The sequence below is a fragment of the Fusibacter fontis genome (assembly GCF_055378735.1).
In genome coordinates, this window is the sequence record NZ_AP042445.1 from 3,226,549 (window position 1) to 3,243,288 (window position 16,740).

Annotated in this window: 14 protein-coding genes and 1 riboswitch; of the genes, 12 read left to right on the forward strand and 2 right to left on the reverse strand. The window is 36.0% G+C overall.

What is annotated here, in order from left to right:
* Positions 1–55: 55 nt before the first annotated feature.
* From ACZ41W_RS14640 to ACZ41W_RS14675, 8 genes are all read left to right on the forward strand, one after another.
* On the forward strand, positions 56–256 hold the full coding sequence (locus ACZ41W_RS14640; RefSeq protein WP_464312735.1) for a cold-shock protein: 201 nt from the start codon (positions 56–58) through the stop codon (positions 254–256).
* A 129-nt stretch (positions 257–385) separates the two neighbouring features.
* Positions 386–1,465, forward strand: a complete 1,080-nt coding sequence (locus ACZ41W_RS14645; protein ID WP_464312736.1) for a helix-turn-helix domain-containing protein — start codon at positions 386–388, stop codon at positions 1,463–1,465.
* Entirely contained in the window at positions 1,443–2,699 is a 1,257-nt protein-coding gene (locus ACZ41W_RS14650) for a protoporphyrinogen/coproporphyrinogen oxidase (protein ID WP_464312737.1), read from the forward strand. Before ACZ41W_RS14645 ends, ACZ41W_RS14650 begins: the two co-directional genes overlap by 23 nt.
* A 594-nt stretch (positions 2,700–3,293) precedes the next feature.
* Complete coding sequence (locus tag ACZ41W_RS14655; protein ID WP_464312738.1) at positions 3,294–4,745, forward strand: nicotinate phosphoribosyltransferase; 1,452 nt, start codon at positions 3,294–3,296, stop codon at positions 4,743–4,745.
* Between the two features lie 4 nt (positions 4,746–4,749).
* Positions 4,750–5,682: an alpha/beta hydrolase gene (locus tag ACZ41W_RS14660; RefSeq protein ID WP_464312739.1), complete on the forward strand. Its 933-nt coding sequence runs from the start codon at positions 4,750–4,752 to the stop codon at positions 5,680–5,682.
* 26 nt (positions 5,683–5,708) lie between these two features.
* A riboswitch (purine riboswitch) is annotated at positions 5,709–5,810 on the forward strand.
* Positions 5,811–5,950: 140 nt separating this feature from the next.
* Positions 5,951–7,369 (forward strand): NCS2 family permease, encoded by a 1,419-nt coding sequence (locus tag ACZ41W_RS14665; protein WP_464312740.1) that lies wholly within the window; start codon positions 5,951–5,953, stop codon positions 7,367–7,369.
* Between the two features lie 163 nt (positions 7,370–7,532).
* The gene (locus ACZ41W_RS14670) at positions 7,533–8,510 is read left to right on the forward strand and encodes a copper amine oxidase N-terminal domain-containing protein (protein ID WP_464312741.1); all 978 of its coding nucleotides are present in this window, start codon (positions 7,533–7,535) and stop codon (positions 8,508–8,510) included.
* A 100-nt stretch (positions 8,511–8,610) separates the two neighbouring features.
* A complete protein-coding gene (locus tag ACZ41W_RS14675) occupies positions 8,611–9,093 on the forward strand; it encodes a flavodoxin domain-containing protein (RefSeq protein ID WP_464312742.1) in 483 nt (160 codons plus the stop codon).
* Between the two features lie 641 nt (positions 9,094–9,734).
* Here the strand turns inward: ACZ41W_RS14675 and ACZ41W_RS14680 are convergent.
* On the reverse strand, positions 9,735–11,396 hold the full coding sequence (locus ACZ41W_RS14680) for a diguanylate cyclase domain-containing protein (RefSeq protein ID WP_464312743.1): 1,662 nt from the start codon (positions 11,394–11,396) through the stop codon (positions 9,735–9,737).
* 239 nt (positions 11,397–11,635) lie between these two features.
* On the opposite strand from ACZ41W_RS14680, the gene ACZ41W_RS14685 reads away from it, so the two are divergent.
* The gene (locus tag ACZ41W_RS14685; protein ID WP_464312744.1) at positions 11,636–12,751 is read left to right on the forward strand and encodes a J domain-containing protein; all 1,116 of its coding nucleotides are present in this window, start codon (positions 11,636–11,638) and stop codon (positions 12,749–12,751) included.
* A gap of 226 nt (positions 12,752–12,977) precedes the next feature.
* Entirely contained in the window at positions 12,978–14,552 is a 1,575-nt protein-coding gene (locus tag ACZ41W_RS14690) for a diguanylate cyclase (RefSeq protein ID WP_464312745.1), read from the forward strand.
* 3 nt (positions 14,553–14,555) lie between these two features.
* On the opposite strand, the gene ACZ41W_RS14695 is transcribed toward ACZ41W_RS14690, so the two are convergent.
* Positions 14,556–15,404, reverse strand: a complete 849-nt coding sequence (locus ACZ41W_RS14695; RefSeq protein WP_464312746.1) for a response regulator — start codon at positions 15,402–15,404, stop codon at positions 14,556–14,558.
* A 175-nt stretch (positions 15,405–15,579) separates the two neighbouring features.
* Here ACZ41W_RS14695 and ACZ41W_RS14700 point away from each other — a divergent pair, with 175 nt between their 5' ends.
* The gene (locus ACZ41W_RS14700; RefSeq protein ID WP_464312747.1) at positions 15,580–15,909 is read left to right on the forward strand and encodes a hypothetical protein; all 330 of its coding nucleotides are present in this window, start codon (positions 15,580–15,582) and stop codon (positions 15,907–15,909) included.
* A 165-nt stretch (positions 15,910–16,074) separates the two neighbouring features.
* Positions 16,075–16,740 (forward strand): transglycosylase domain-containing protein, encoded by a 666-nt coding sequence (locus ACZ41W_RS14705; protein WP_464312748.1) that lies wholly within the window; start codon positions 16,075–16,077, stop codon positions 16,738–16,740.

The window sequence follows — 16,740 nt, forward strand, 5'->3', positions numbered from 1 at the left end:
AAGTTTTATGTTTCATAATGTTTAATGATAAATTTATTTAGGAGGTACACATTAGATGAATGGTACAGTAAAATGGTTTAACTCAGAAAAAGGATTTGGTTTTATTACAGGGGAAGATGGCAAAGATGTATTTGCTCATTTCTCACAAATCAACGTTGATGGTTTCAAAACTTTAGAAGAAGGACAACAAGTAAGCTTTGAAATCGCTCAAGGTCCTAAAGGTCCTCAAGCTGAAAATATTACAATCGTTAGATAATTATTTGTAGTATGATTAAAGCGAATTTCCAATTGGAAATTCGCTTTTTTATTTGTCAAAAAGTTCATGGGTGAAACGTGGTATAATAAGTGTAAGAATTGATTTTAGCGAACAACGAGTGGAGTGAATATGAAAAACGATGCATTTAATGCGCATAACAAATATCGAGTCATTAAACATGCGGCTAAACACAACAATATAAAACAAACGTGTGAATTGTTTGGCATTTCACGTACAACTTACTATAAATGGCTCCGTGCGTATGAAGAAAATGGGATGAATGGTTTGGCAGTGAAAGAGCCTAAAAAACCCAATATGCCAAATAAAGTCGGTAAAACTCTCGAAAATATGATTTTGGATTATGTCGTTAAATATCCCAAAGATGGACCAAAACGCATTTACTATGAGTTGAAAGCTGATGGTTATTATTTGGGGGAGACGGGAATTTATAATGTATTAAAGCGAAATCAATTGACGACGCAAGCAAAAAGACTCGAATATTCGAAACGCAATCAAGGGTTGAAAAAATACATGAACAAAATCGAGACGAATATTTCACTACAAATTGACCGTGTCCAATCACCTGGACAATTGGTTTTGCAGCGATTAGATTATATCGGTCGATATGATGGAATTGGTAAAGTTTATCAATATACAGCCATTGATGTCTATTCAAAATGGGCAGCGGTAAAAGTTTTTAATCAAAAGCGAGAAATTGACGTTTGGGACTTCTTCGAGGTAAAACTCGTATATTTGATGAAGACATTTAATATCAATATTGAACATTTATTGACCTTTAAGAATAAAGAATTCATTCCTTATTTTATGGGTGGGGAACGCTACAAGGAAATTATTCAACAATTTCATTTTACTCATAAGTATATTCAGAATGATCAAAGGTATTTGCTTGATGAGTTAGATGATTTTGTCGTGTATTGTATAAAAGAGTTTTATAGCAAACTGGAAACATTGGAACATATGGATTCGTTTGCTAAAATGGATCGCATGCTTCAAAAATTTGTTCGCGACTACAATTTTGTAAGACCTATTGAAACTGGACCTCAGATTGGAAAAATACCCGCATATATTGTTCTTGACGAAGCGCGTAAAAACAAAGTGGATCTAGACATGTTGCCTCTTTGGATGCAAGCGTTAATACATCCTATTAAAGATGAAGGTGAACGTAATGATAAACGACAAGACAGATGAAAAAATTGCAATTATTGGCGGTGGTGTATCCGGACTTTATCTAGCGAATCAATTGATAAAAGAGGGTTATAAACATGTGACAATCTATGAACAAGAAGCGCGTTTGGGCGGTAAGTTGCATTCGATATTCTATCATGGGAAATCTTATGAAATGGGCGCTCTATTTTCCCTACCCTCTCAGCAATATTTGAAGAAATTTATGAAACAAGCCGGTTTGAAAGCGGATGGTCCTAAAATGTCGCGCGTGCATTTTGATGCATATGGCAATCGGATTATGGAACTTCCAAAAGAGGTTTTGCCCGTGTTTTTAGATGAATTAGATCGATTGCCCAATGTGCTCGCACAATACCATTCATTGGAACTTCCTTATATTGGAGAGGTAGAGGAAAGTTTGACGGTATCTTTTGATGAGTGGTGCCAGGGGCATGATTTTAAATATATTAAGAACATTTATGCGCATTATTTTACAAGCTATGGCTTGGGAGATGTGGACTCTGTTCCTGCGATTTATGTACTGAAAATTATAACATATGAAAACTTAATGTCCTTTATGGAAATTCCTGAATTTTCTACTTGGAAAAATGGGGTTGAAGAGATTATACGGTGTTTGGAAAAAAACATTCGAGACATACGATTAAATCAAAAAGTGACCCAAATGACTTGGGATGGTGTTGGCGTATGGATCGAAACTGTAAATGATCGACAACATTACGACAAAGTGATTTTAGCTGCACCTCTGAATCCGTTTTCAAAGTTTTATGATTTTGATCGAGAAGTACAAACTTACCTAAATCAAATTCAGTATCAAAGCTATAGTGTGTATGCGTATCTTCTTGAAAACGTTAAGCGCGTATGCGGTTGCGTACTTGAAAATTTAAAAGCAGAAAACAAGGGGCACCTTGTTATTTGGCATACTAGATGGGAACTTTCAGAAAATGAAGACCTCGTCACCGTATATGCTTATGATCATCCTTCGCTTACTGGAAGAGAATCTCAAGCCATTTTACGAGAAGATTTAGAAAAACTTGGGATGAAAAATCCGAGACTGCATTATTATAAACGCTGGAAACAGTGCCCATATGTGACTTCTGAAGTGCTTAAAAGCGGATTTTATCAGAAACTAAGAGCAATGCAAGGGGTACGGGGTGTTTATTTTGCAGGTGAAATAATGAGTTCGCTGTCCATGGACAACTGCATTCAGTATTGCGATGCGTTGATTAAAGATTATTTTTAAGGACCGAAAAAATGGTTCTTGAAATCTTTTATATTAAAGCTGTTAAAATGAATAGACCAGCTGGGAAATCACTTGTAGGGGGATACAAATGATTTGCTAGCTGGTCTATGCTGAGGAATGTTTAGTGAAGAATATATTTTAAGTCAATAAACTGGTTTAGAAATCACAGATGATACACTGTGATTTTTTTTAATTACACTTGATTGAAGTGAAGGGGGTCACTCGATCTTAAGCTGTAATTTTTTCGATTGTATTGTGAGTGTGTTGCTCGTTTTTAATTTCTTGAACTTGAGCAGCTTCGTAAATTCTCATTAACTCTGTCATGGTCTTACCTCCTCTAATGTGTCTTACCATGATTTTATTATACGGGGCATTTGTTAAGTGCAAATAAACAGAATGTTAGCATTTGGAAAGAATTTGTGAAGAAACTATTAAGATGGGCGGAAATTTATATGAGTGATAAACTATAAAATTTTCTTAATAGCGACATTGGTTAAAATAATGTGGTAAAATAAGATTGTGAAACAATTGAATAATCTAGCAATGTATCGTGATTTGGCGCATGCATTGCGCCCGATTTTGCGGAGGAATCTGATGAGTCTAATAGAATGGAAAAATGAAAAAAATCTTTCTTTGTTAGTGGATTTTTATGAAATGACCATGACCAATGGTTATATGGTAAACGGTGACACGCAAGTGCGTGTTTATTTTGATTATTTCTTTAGAAAAGTACCTGATGGTGGTGGATTCGCTATCACAGCTGGATTAGAGCAGTTCGTAGATTATATATTGAATATTCATTTTGAAAAAGAAGATATTGAGATGCTGCGTGGAATGAATCTCTTCACAGAGCCGTTTTTAGCGTATCTAGAAAACTTTAAGTTTACTGGAGATGTCTGGGCAATTCCGGAAGGAACGCCTGTTTTTCCAAATACGCCTATTGTGACAATTGGAGCGCCAATTCTTGAAGCGCAGTTAATTGAGACGGTGCTGCTATTGACGTTAAATCATCAGAGTTTAATTGCAACTAAAGCCAGTAGAATTGTGCGTTCAGCAGGTTCAAAGCCCGTTGTTGATTTTGGGCCGAGAAGAGGACATGGCGCAGATGCGACGATTTATGGTGCGCGTGCAATGTTTATTGGTGGCTGCGTAGGAACGAGTAACTTGCTTGCGCATAAGATGTTTGATATACCGGTTGTCGGAACAATGGCGCATAGCTGGATACAGTTTTATGGCGATGATCAAGTGGCGTTTGAGAAATACGCACACGCGTATCCTAAACGATCTGTATTTTTAGTGGATACTTATAATGTGTTAAGTTCTGGTGTGCCTGCTGCGATTGAAGTGTTTAAACATATGCCAAAAGAGGCGTTTAAAGGCATTCGTTTAGATAGTGGCGATTTGAAATACTTGTCACAAGAAGCAAGGAAAATGCTCGATAAAGCGGGTCTTGAAGAAGTTCAAATTACCGTTTCTAATTCTCTTGATGAATATAAAATCAGGGAATTAGAAATGCAAAAAGCGCCAATCGATTCGTATGGAGTTGGAGAACGCATGATGACAGCGTCCTCTGAACCAGTTTATGGTGGTGTTTATAAGCTAGTAGCGGTTGAAAAAGACGGTGAAGTTGATCCGAGAATTAAGTTGTCGGAGGACTTGGTTAAAGTAACGAATCCAGGGTTTAAAGAAGTTTGGCGTTTCTTTGATAATGTAACTGGCAAAGCTTTCGCAGACCTGTTGACGTTGAAAAATGAAGAAGTAGGGGAGTCCTATGTACTTTTTGACGAAGCAATGCCATGGAAGAAAAAAACGGCGAAAAATTATACGGCAAAACGGTTACAAGAACAAATTGTTCATAACGGGGTTCTCGTCTATGAATTTCCGACGCTTGATAAAATAAGAGATTACTGTAAATCGGAAATTGAGAAGCTTTGGGACGGGCTATTGCGTTTTGAAACTCCAGATCAATACTATGTCAATTTATCTTTTGATTTATGGACAGAAAAACGACGTTTAATTGAAGAAAACTATTCAAAGTTAGGTTGATTAGATGAGTGATGCGATTATTAGCAAAAAGGCGAATGCCATCTATCGGACGGCAAGTTGGATTCGTTTTAAAGAAAAAATGAATTTTGAACATCCGAGGCGTGCTAAATACCCATATATATATTTGATTCTGGGAAAGAACAACGCAATTCAGGAAAGTGAAGTTCAGGGCAGGAAAATCTATACGATTTCACCTCAAAATCGACAGGGAAATGAGCATATTCTCTATTTTCATGGTGGTGGATATGCAGCGGAGTCATCCATCAATCATTTTATCTTAATCAATAAATTGATTAAGAGGTGTCAACATGCGGTGACGTTTGTCGAATATCCTGTTACACCTGAAAGCCACTGTGAACAAACACTTGAAATGGTATTGTCAACATATGATTTGCTGATGTCTCGACATCCTGAGGATCGATGGATTCTAATGGGAGATTCGGCAGGAGGTGGATTGGCGTTGGTGTTAGCAATGCTGATTCGCGATGCAATACTGTTAGGGAGTCCTTGGATTCAACCAGAAGGCGTTGTTTTGTTGTCTCCTTGGTTAGATGTATCGATGTCAAATGAAGAGATCCAAAGCTATGATGAAAAGGATGTCTTCTTAAATTTAGAGGTACTTAAAGAAGCTGGGAGACGATATGCTGGATCGTTATCATTGGATGACTTTAGAGTTTCGCCAATTTACGGTGATTTGACGAACTTAGGAAAAGTTTTTGTGCTATATGGTTCGGATGAAGTGCTTCGTCCAGATTGTCACAAACTCTGTAATGAAATAAACGCTGTTGGCTCTGAATTTGTCGGAATTGAGTATTTGCAAATGCAACACGATTGGATTGTCTTTCCGATTCCAGAGCAGGAGCGTGCGCTTGATCAAATATGTGACTTTATAAAAAAACAACAAAATAGTGATGAAAATTCGTCTAAACTGACTTGACCTTTTGTAGTAAAAATAGTAAAATGTGAATGTTAGAATAGATAGCCAATATAATCTGGGTGATATGGACCCTAAGTTTCTACCGGACAACCATAAAATGTTCGACTATTGGGAAAGCAGAATACAAATTTGAGGCGTTTTTAGAAAATGTTCGGATTTTATGATGCTTCGCGAGAACAGTCAGCAACCGGTAACGGTTGCTTTTTTATTGAAGAAAATCTTCAATCTGTCTATTTTAATAACAAAATATATAGAGGGGATTTAAATCATGGAAAAGTTCTTTAAACTCAAAGAGAATGGGACGAAAATTTCAACAGAAGTAATTGCTGGTTTTACGACATTTTTCGCAATGTCGTATATCATCTTTGTCAATCCGGGAATGTTATCAAAAACTGGAATTCCTTGGGGAGCGGTATTTTTAGCAACCATTATTGCATCTGCGGTTGGAACACTTGTAATGGCACTTTTTGCCAATGTTCCGTATGCGCAGGCTCCTGGGATGGGATTGAATGCGTTTTTTACGTATGTAGTTGTATTTGCGCTTGGTTTTTCGTGGGAACAGGCGTTGGCAATGGTTTTTTTATGCGGAATTATTAATGTTATTATTACTGTAACGAAGATTCGTAAATCGATTATCAAAGCAATTCCCGCTTCAATTCAACATGCAATTGGTGGTGGTATTGGTATTTTTATTGCTTACATTGGCGTTAAAAATGCAGGCTTTTTACAGTTTACATCAAACCCTGGAGATAATATTGTATTAGATGGTGGAACGGTCATTGCGAACTCTGCAATTGTTCCAGAACTAGTAAAATTCACATCGCCATCAGTGCTTCTAGCTCTGATTGGATTGGTGATTTTAGTGGTTTTATTGATGCTTAAGTCAAAAGGCGCTATTCTGTGGAGTATTCTTTTAACAACGGCAATTGGGGTACCAATGGGAGTTGTAGATTTATCTCAAGTAGGTGCAACAGCTGGTGTTGCAGACTCTTTCAAAGAATTAGGTAATGTATTTGGTGTGGCTCTTGGAAAAGATGGGATGCTTTCTCTCTTTACAGATGCATCTAAGATTCCGCTCGTGCTAATGACGATTTTTGCCTTCAGTTTATCAGATACCTTTGATACAATTGGTACATTTATTGGTACAGGTAGAAGAAGTGGTATTTTTAGCGAAGAAGACGAGAAAACGATGGAAAATAGCAGTGGATTTAAGTCGAAAATGGACAAAGCATTATTTGCAGACTCAATTGCAACTTCTGTAGGGGCTATTTTAGGAACATCAAATACGACGACTTATGTTGAAAGCGCTGCTGGAATTGGCGTTGGTGGTAGAACTGGATTAACGAGTTTGGTGACCGCACTCCTGTTTATCGGATGTATCTTTTTAGCACCAGTCGCAGGAATTGTGCCTGCAGCAGCTACAGCGCCTGCGCTTATTTTAGTTGGTGTCATGATGATGTCGGCATTTAAAGAAATTAAATGGGATGATTTAAGTGAAGCGATTCCAGCGTTTTTCTCAGGTATTTTCATGGCATTCTGTTACAGCATTTCTTACGGAATCGCAGCAGGTTTCATTTTCTATGTGTTAATCAAACTTATCAAGAAGCAAGCCAAAGAGATTCATCCAATATTGCTTGTTGCAACGATCCTGTTTATCTTGAATTTTATCATTTTGGCAAGAATTTAAGGGGATAAAAAAGTTTGGTATTCATCATTACGATTTATCAAGTGATCTGCATCTATTGCGGATCACTTTTTATTTTTGGTAAAAAAGTTGAATGTGGGGTAAGATAATAAAGAAAATTTGCCTAATCGCTGTTGTTATGTGAACAAAGTTTTGGAGGTGTGAAATGAAAAAAAGTCATGTTGGTATGATGATACTATTGGTGCTATTCTTTGCGTCAGTTGTATCCTTTGGAGTGGCGAATCCGATAAATAGTTTCAATGTAAATGAAGAAACCCTCATTTCTTCTCCGGCGTATCCGTATGACACAACGGTAAAAGATCGTATGAATGCGCTTTATTATAAAGAGTACGCACCATATGTGTCGGTTTATAAGTGCGAAGTTGAACCAGGTACACGATATACTTTGAAAGTAGAATACACAGGTGATGGACATTATCATAATCTCATGCTGGTTGGTGAAAATCCATATTCTAAAGACTTGCAAAAATTAGATATCTCTGGAACAATGAGAAATCTATATGGTTTTACGGGTTCGGTTGAATCGCTTAAAACCAAATTCACCTATAGGAGTAATTTTTCGATAGATCCTTTAGGTGATAGTAAAAATCTTTATTTGATTGCTTTTTTTGACAATCCTTCAAGTTCTATGAAAGTGACTCTCCTTCATCCTGCGATTCCAGATGAAGGTATTGATGCAAGTTTGGATGGTGGTTCAACTTGGGGAACACGATACGATGAACCTTTGAGATTAAGCTTGATGTCAGATGAAAAAATAACGTTGAAGTTGACAATTGGATCTGAATGGATGGATGTGAGTGGTGTGAGTTTGAAAATGGACACAGCGCCTATCCTCCTTGATGGTAGAACAGTACTTCCTTTGAAAATAATTGGCGATCAATTGGGTGCGTCTGTCGCTTGGGATCCTAACAACAAAAAAATAACCTATACAACTGATCGGGTGGTTATTGAGTTGTGGGTTGGAAAAAAAGCGGCGTTGGTAAATGGCGTAGAAGTGCCGCTGGATGTAGCGCCATTTTTAAAAAATAATCGAACGCTGGTTCCGTTGAAATTTGTGAGTGAAAATCTAGGTGCGTCCGTGAAATGGGATCCTGTTGGAAAAGTCGTGACGATTGTTAAATAATCAAATTGGATGCTTTTAAAAATTCTTTTATTGCTATGTATCGACTGTTATAATAAAACTATTGATAGGATAAATTTCAAACTCAAGTTTGGAGGACATGATGAAAATATTGATCGCATATGGTACAAAAACAGGTACAACGCAAGTATGTGCTGAAAAAATCAAAGAGTATTTGCCGAATCAAGATGTTGAGTTGTTAAATTTAGAAAAGCATCAACGCGTGCGCTTGGCAGATTACGACGTGGTGGTCGTTGGTTCCCCGCTGTATATGGGCCAAATTAGAAACAAAGTCAGCCAAATGATGATTCACAATAAAAAACAGCTTTTAGATATGAAAATTCACCTTTTTGTCTGTGGTTTGGCAAGAGGGGAAGAAGGGGTAGCTCTTTTGAGAAAACAGGTTCCGGGAGAACTCTTCGGTCATGCTGTTCAAATCGCTCAATTAGGAGGCGAAGTTCACATTGAACGGCTGAATTTTATCTATAGATGGATGATGAAAAAGGTCATGTCTGAAAGTAAACCTGAAATGGGATTTTTGGATGAAGAAATTCAAAAATTTGCAAAAAATATTCTTGAAATGTAAAAGAAAAAAGCGACTTGGCTTGTAGTAAAAACACAAACTAATGTCGCTATTTTTTTAACTCAAACACAAAAAATAGTAATGTAAAAATTGGTTTTAAAAAGAATTCGACGACTAAAACTATTCTAAAATAAAGCTTTTAAGATTTTGCGGAATTATTTATGCGAATTACAAAACGTTTTGCACTATGAATACACAAAAAAACATTATGTGTATAACATACAAAAATAGGTGCGTTTGATTCAACATAAACAGAACCGTGGTATAATAAGTTCAAGCAAGAAACGTGCCATATAAAATTATTTATTTCATTTTTCTAACAACTGGTTTTTTAATCAAATAATTGTGGCCAATCGAAAGGAGTTTTTTATGAAAAAAGTTATGAATGTATTATCTTTTTTAGTAATGTCAGCGACAGCATTTTCACAACCTTCAGTAATTGTCGCACAAAAAGATGTTGAGGCAGTATGTAATACCATCAGATAGCCTCTGCAAGTCTATAACCCGACTGATAAAGTCGTTAATTTTGATAAAAATTGTGATGAAGTGATCAAAGAAAGACGAACCTCTTAAAACTAACGCGTAAGAGATTCGTCCTTTTTTGTTTTTTGATAATTAAATTAAGTTAAATGTACAGCCCTTGATTACATAAGATGCGAAGATTCTATACAGTTTCCGCCTTTATCATTTGCGCGTGATAAGCAAGCGTCCACTTCGGATAATAAAAGACGCGTGTCTGTTGTTGGACCAAAAACAATTCCAATGGAAGTGGTGATTTGAAAATTCGGTTGTGACCAATCATGGTGGTACAGTTCAGCTTGTAGTTGTTTGAATTTAATGGTAGTTGAGGTAATGGCGCTGTAAGGTAAAATAACCAAGAATGTATCGCCACTATAGCGTCCAACAAGTGAATCCGGTTCGTCTAAACTTTGAAGCAAGTGTGCAACATATTGGATGACTTCATCTCCAAAGGTCTCACCAACTGCAAAATTGAGTTTTTTTAGATGATTGATTTCAACTAGGACAATACATATGGAACTTTTAGAAAGGTCATTGAGGCTTTCTAATATACTTTTTCTGTTTTTTAGTTGAGTCAGAGGATCTGTTTTGAGGAGTGTATATATGCGTTTTTGATGCATTTTTTTACGCTTCAAATACAATAATCCTATAGTAGATAATGTGATAAAAAGGATGATTGCTATCGCTGAGAATAGAACCGTCTGACGTTTTGCATTTTGAAAAGATTCGAGTAAATTTAATTGTTCTTTGATACTAGAGAGCTGAAATTCGGATGCTGCTTTACTTGCATTCAGAGTTGTCTGAGTGCTATCAGCTGGAAGTTCAGCTGTCATATATTCATAAAAATGTTGTGATGCCACTTCGTAATCTTTTTGTGCGTATGCAATGAGTGCGAATATTTGATGATACTCAGAATTTCCAAATTCAGTCTGATACAACTTTGATGTTTTTTCAAATAGTTGATCCGCCTCGAGTAATTCAACTTTAGCAAGCTCATATTCCCCAGTTTGATAATAGTAATAGGCGAGTCTAAGTTTGTAGGGGAAAAGCAAATCTGAATTGTAGGAATCCGTTATATCAATCGCTTCTGATAATAATGTTAGGGCAATCTTATAATCGCCTTTTGATTCATATGCAGAGGCTAAATCATAAAGTACAACTGCGGGCAAATCAGGTGAGTAGTCCACAGGGATTATATTTGAAAGTTCATAAGCTTTTTCATAGTATTGAATGGCATCGTCGACTGCGTGATTATCCATGGCGAGTAATGCAAGGTTTCTGTAATAGTAAATCATTTTTGGATGATGTTGTTCATCAACGGGTAGTAAAAGCATTTCATTCAACTTTTCTTCCATTCGCGTATTATTGTAAGTGGTATAATCATAATAGGAGAGAATATAGAGCGCATTCATTCGATAAGGTGCATACTCTTCAGAATCAGATAGTTGATAGAGTTCAATCGCATGATGCATCATTTCATCATAAATCGCGTAGTTGCTTTCAATATATGCAGCGTATGTTAGAAGCTCTAAATAGTGAGTCTTATTTGCATCTATACTTGGATCTACTGCGCTTAATGCTTCAAGTGTCATGGAATAAGCTTTATCTATTTGGTTGGTCATATAATAAGTTCGAATGCTGCTTAAATAAGAGGCGCCTGTTGGAGTTTCTTGGATTTCCAGAGCATAACTTGAAATAGACCCACATGAAATGACCGCAATGAGACATACCATAAATGCTAGGCACAATATGTGATTTTTAAGTTTTAAAATTTGGGTATTAAACAAAGCAATCACCTCCAATGATTTCCTTACACGACTTATATTGTAACATGAAGTTAGGCAGTATGGATAGAAAAAACAGTCCATTTGTGGAATATTAAAGGGATGAATGTAAATTTGATGATACCATAGATGATGGACGTCTTAGTTATTATGAGGGAAATCTATTGGATAAAAGATTTGTTTATGTATTTTGAGAGATGTATAATAAAACGGAGAATAAGATTGGATTTGGTTAGGTGAAAATGTCTAAAAAAAGCAAATTTAACGATAAAAATTACATAATGAATTGCGATATGCCGTCTGAATTATTTACTGTAAAAGGAATTAAGCGCGAATATCGAGAGCTTGCTAAAATTTGGCATCCCGATGTATCAGATGTCAAGGAAGCTTTATTTATTATGAGTAAAATTAATGCACTTTATAATGAAGGTCAAATACTCATTGCACAAAATAAGTTTTATGAAAAGGAACGACTCATTTATCGTCGTAAAAGCTCAACGCGTCAAGAATCACATTCTTATAACCATAAAGCGCCAGCTCAAGATGAATGTCCTGTTTATCACGAACAAGAAGAACTACTGAAGAGAAGCAAGAAGAAACGCAGTATTGAGCTTAAGAGTAATGAAGGCAAGTGCATTCGATTTAAATATTTGAAGCGCGTCATGATTGAACTTGGATACCTCTATCTATCAGAGGAACATGTTTTGCTTGAAATCACTAAACTCAAACGTAAAATTTTTATAGACTCTTTGGAAATTGTGAAAAAATGTGAGAGCAGTTATTTCAAAATTCAAATTCCTGAAGTCATTGATACATTTGAAACCGAAACACATGGTTATATTGTCTTTAAAAAAATGAAAGGTGTTGAACCGATCGTCGTATTGGAAACTGTGATGGGATACCTGAAACCTCTAGGTTCGAGAAAAATCTGTGAAGGCATTTTTTATGACTTAACCGCTTTAAAATACATGGGCCTGACTTCGACTGCTCTCGATAAAGACCTATGGTTTATTGATGTCAATACAGGTAAATTTTATAATTATGGACTCTATTTCTATTTGCACGAGTTTAGTTCAAAATTGGTCAGAGCGCCAAAACAAGTCACTGAATCGATGAAGCAGCTCAATCCAAAAGATAATGAATCGCTGATGATTGACTTGGTCAAACATACCATTGTGGATTTAAACAATCACAATGGTTTAAAAATTGATGACTTTCACAAATGGATCAGCAGTATCACACATGATTCTCTTGAAAAATCATTGGCAGAAAGCCAAGTGTTTAATCGTTCAATTGTATCTGTGACGACGCCAGGATTTGACTTGGATCATTATTATGCATCCATATCATTTAGTTAAGTAATTCAGTATGCTTTTGAGTGAACAAAATAATATCTTTTATAAAAGTGTAAAGATCAAGCGTGTTGGGTGCTTAGAACTTTACACTTTTTTTGTGGAGTACGCCCGAATTTTTAAGCTGTGTTTTCTTTGATAGAGGTGTTTTTTAGAGATTTAAAATTAAAAAAGGGTATAAAGATGACGTGTGAATGACTAACGATACGAATTGAATGAGAGGAATCAGACAATGAAATACATGCATCAACAGTTCAGAAAAGGTTTACGGCTTGCAATTTTATTTGTGATTTGTTTAACGATGAACACGCTTGTATTCTGCTTAATTTATCAAAAAGTTAAAAATACTTATATCCAAGGTGAGTTAGTTTCGCAACAAGCAATGATCCAGAGCATCACGCAAAGTTATAGGGATTTTTCAGATTATATTATGGAAACAAGCATTCAAACGCCAGATGTTTATCGTCTAATGAAAACTGCAAATACCGATGACGAAACCGTCAAGATGCAAAAGAGAAATGAATTACTGAGTCTTTTGAGACCTAGTTTTGAGGCTGCGCAAAAATACCATTTTTCACAATTAAGTTTTCAATTACCCGATGGAGAGAGTTTTTTAAGATTTCATGCGCCTGAAAAATATGGTGATTATCTAATGGAAATAAGAGCGTCTGTCCGGATTGCCAATGAAGATCGCGTTTTTGTCGAAGGGTTTGAAGAGGGGCGCACCTATAATGGTTATCGATTTGTGTATCCGCTTTTAGAAGAAGGAAATCACTATGGAAGTGTTGAACTTTCTGTGTCTGTGGCAACTATGATTCAATCTCTTCAAGAGCTCCTTCAATCAAAAGATATGTACTTTATCGTTGAACGAGAAATCGTCGAAGATACCGTTTTTCAAAGCATTCAAGATCAATATATCGAAAGTTACTTGTCCGAGAACTATTTGATGGATCGGGAAATCGTCAATCAACTCATACAACACAAGTCAAAAGAAGCTACCGAGTATTTGCTGATGAACGAAGTGTTTTCACAAGCAATCAATGAGGCAGTAGGCGATCAACTTAAGCGGAACCAATCGTTTGGTGTTGAATTTTTATATGACAAAAAAATATTCACGGCATATTTCACTCAAATCATGAACATTGATCATCAGCCAATAGGCTATTTTGTGTCCATTGGAGAAAATGCACACCTGGTCCATTTAAAAAAATATCGCATCGGCGCAATTGTGCTTCTCACCTTGATTGAAGGATTGATTCTCGCATTGTGTTTTGTGCTAAAATTCGCGAAAAGACAGGAAGTTGAACAAGAGGTCGTGGATCATTTGACACATAATTACAACCGTCATACTTTTTTTGAGTTTGCATACAAAGAGTATTATCGAAGCTTGCGATCGGCTAAACCTTTTTCCATCGCAATCTTTAGTGTGGATTATTTAAGACGTATCCATGACGATTATGGAAGAGTTCAAGGAGATAAAGTATTGAAGGAACTGGCTGACTTGATTTCAACGAATATTCGTAAATCTGACATTTTTGCACATTTTTCGGGTGACGAGTTTATTCTGATGATGCCTGAAATAAGTGAAGAAGTAGCATTTCACACAACCGATCGACTCAGAGGTTATATCGGACAGCACAGATTTGAACTGGGAGCCCAGGTGACTGTAAGTATTGGAATTTCTGAGATGATTGAACATGAAGAATCGCTTGAAGTCATTATCGAGAGAGCGAGCGAAGCGTTGTATCATGCTAAAATGACAGGGAAAAACAAAGTGGTCGCATATCGTGACATCAAGCGAATTTAATATTTATTTTGAAACACCGAATGTGTCTAATTGCTCTTTAAGTTTGTTTGATATATCTGGGATTAATTGTGAATAATCAAGAAGTGTTTCGTAATCTGTCGGGAATGTTGTAAACGTCGTAACAAAACGATAATCTTCAAAGATAGGCTGCTGATTTGCCAGGTGTTTATATGCTGTATGCATTTTATCTTCAATTATTTTTAGATGAAGTGCATCGCAAAACAAAAACAGTCCAATAAAAGACTGTGAGCCAAATTGAAAGAAGTAATCTGTTTCAAAAAATAGCGCACTCAGTTCAGGTAAGAGTTTAGAAGATAAGCGATAGTGAGCCATTTCGTTGTGAGGTGAGTTGGATTCAGTTGGATTGACAAAAGTCGCGAGTCCGAGTGAAAACACATAATTCCCTTTTTTAGCTTTGATACATTCTTTTTCGATGAGTTCGGGGATGTTAAAGATAATTTCATTCATTGGTCTAATAAGCTCTGAAAGCAGTAGCTTATCAATTTTTTGAACGATGATACTTTCATCAAACGGGCGAATAATAATATCAGATGCTCCATTTTGAATCGCCTCAAAAATAGTCGTTCGACGATTGTCTCCAGATAGAACGATAATCGGCTTATTTATTCGATTGGATTTTAACCAGTGAATCCCACGATTTCCTTGTAAGTCGCGTAACTCAAAATCAATGACAAGCAAATCAATTGGATGTTGTCTAGATTTTAGTCCTAGAATCATTTCGTCGTAAGTTGAAGCTTCTATCACTTTATAATGCGCATGTTCAAGCGCGATTTTTAGTCTTTGACGAATGGTATAGATGGGTTCAATGAGCATAATCGTTTTTTCAGACATATGTACCTCCAAGATTTGGTCTAAATATACCCAGATTTTTTTGAGTTGAACCATTTGAATGGATAACGTTATTTTCATTGTATCCATATAATAGACATGATAAACTGTTCACAGGAGTATCTGATAATTTTATTTTAATATGATGAGTAAGATGAGAGGCATAGGAGGACGAACAATGTATAAATACACAATTTTAGCTATCGCGTATAAGGATGTTGAACCTGAAATTGAAGACAAAATAAATGAATACAGCGTGAGAACCATTGATGAGGTGGATGATTTAACAAGTTATTGTACGTATGGACGTCAGTTCGACCAAGATTCTCGAGTTTGTATTTACCTTGATTGGTATCAAAATAATATATTAAAATATCTTGGTGAGGGGTACAAAATTGTTTTAATTGAGATTCCTTACAGTACAAATCAACCTATTGTAGAAGCATTGACTCAAGTGGATATTCAACTGGGCGATAATGTATTGATTATTGAGCATGATGATATTTAATTATGATGAAGTTTAAGTAAAACACGATTCGTTTTATTTAAGCTTCTTTTATTTTGGTTCTTATATTTTAATGAAATAAGTTTCATTCATTTAACTAGACTTTGAGAGGTTACATACAGTAAAATACAAGAGACATCATTCAATTTTGATATAAATGAGGTGACTATGTTTAGATGGATCCGTCGATGGTTAATACCAGCGATTGTAATTGCATTGGTGATTTTTTTTGTGATTAAAGTCGCTCCGATATTGACCAAAGGCTATGATATGTTTGAAACAGCTTTAAAAGAAACACCTATAAAAGAAAAATGTGAATCCTTGCGGAAAAAGGACCACTATGTGACCATAGAGGCGATTTCTCCTTTATTCTTGCAAAAGGTAGTAGCTTCTGAAGATAAACGATTTTATGATCATAAAGGCATCAATCTTTCGTCAACTGTTCGGGCGTTTTTGAAAAATATCAAGGCAGGTTCTAACGTTGAAGGTGGAAGTAGCATTACGCAACAACTAGCAAAAAATCTGTACTTTTCATTTGAAAAACGATACGAACGCAAAGTGGCAGAATTGCTTGTAGCGTTTGAGTTAGAGGATGTTTTGACGAAAGATGAAATTTTGGAGCTCTACTGCAATGTTGCGTATTTTGGCGAAGGGGCTTATGGCATAGAAGAAGCTGCGCAACACTACTATGGAATCAGTGCTTTGCAGCTGAATGAAGAACAATCGGATGCACTTGTAAAAACGTTAAAAAGTCCGAATTATTATAATCCAAATTCGATGAACAATAGTACAACAGAATCAACAGAATCAACAGAAACGACGACTCAACCGTAA

Coding starts and splice junctions, on each gene's coding strand:
- ACZ41W_RS14640 (WP_464312735.1), top strand. CDS start 56: ATGAATGGTACAGTAAAATGGTTTAACTCAGAAAAAGGATTTGGTTTT.
- ACZ41W_RS14645 (WP_464312736.1), top strand. CDS start 386: ATGAAAAACGATGCATTTAATGCGCATAACAAATATCGAGTCATTAAA.
- ACZ41W_RS14650 (WP_464312737.1), top strand. CDS start 1,443: ATGATAAACGACAAGACAGATGAAAAAATTGCAATTATTGGCGGTGGT.
- ACZ41W_RS14655 (WP_464312738.1), top strand. CDS start 3,294: ATGAGTCTAATAGAATGGAAAAATGAAAAAAATCTTTCTTTGTTAGTG.
- ACZ41W_RS14660 (WP_464312739.1), top strand. CDS start 4,750: ATGAGTGATGCGATTATTAGCAAAAAGGCGAATGCCATCTATCGGACG.
- ACZ41W_RS14665 (WP_464312740.1), top strand. CDS start 5,951: ATGGAAAAGTTCTTTAAACTCAAAGAGAATGGGACGAAAATTTCAACA.
- ACZ41W_RS14670 (WP_464312741.1), top strand. CDS start 7,533: ATGAAAAAAAGTCATGTTGGTATGATGATACTATTGGTGCTATTCTTT.
- ACZ41W_RS14675 (WP_464312742.1), top strand. CDS start 8,611: ATGAAAATATTGATCGCATATGGTACAAAAACAGGTACAACGCAAGTA.
- ACZ41W_RS14685 (WP_464312744.1), top strand. CDS start 11,636: ATGTCTAAAAAAAGCAAATTTAACGATAAAAATTACATAATGAATTGC.
- ACZ41W_RS14690 (WP_464312745.1), top strand. CDS start 12,978: ATGAAATACATGCATCAACAGTTCAGAAAAGGTTTACGGCTTGCAATT.
- ACZ41W_RS14695 (WP_464312746.1), bottom strand. CDS start 15,404: ATGTCTGAAAAAACGATTATGCTCATTGAACCCATCTATACCATTCGT.
- ACZ41W_RS14700 (WP_464312747.1), top strand. CDS start 15,580: ATGTATAAATACACAATTTTAGCTATCGCGTATAAGGATGTTGAACCT.
- ACZ41W_RS14705 (WP_464312748.1), top strand. CDS start 16,075: ATGTTTAGATGGATCCGTCGATGGTTAATACCAGCGATTGTAATTGCA.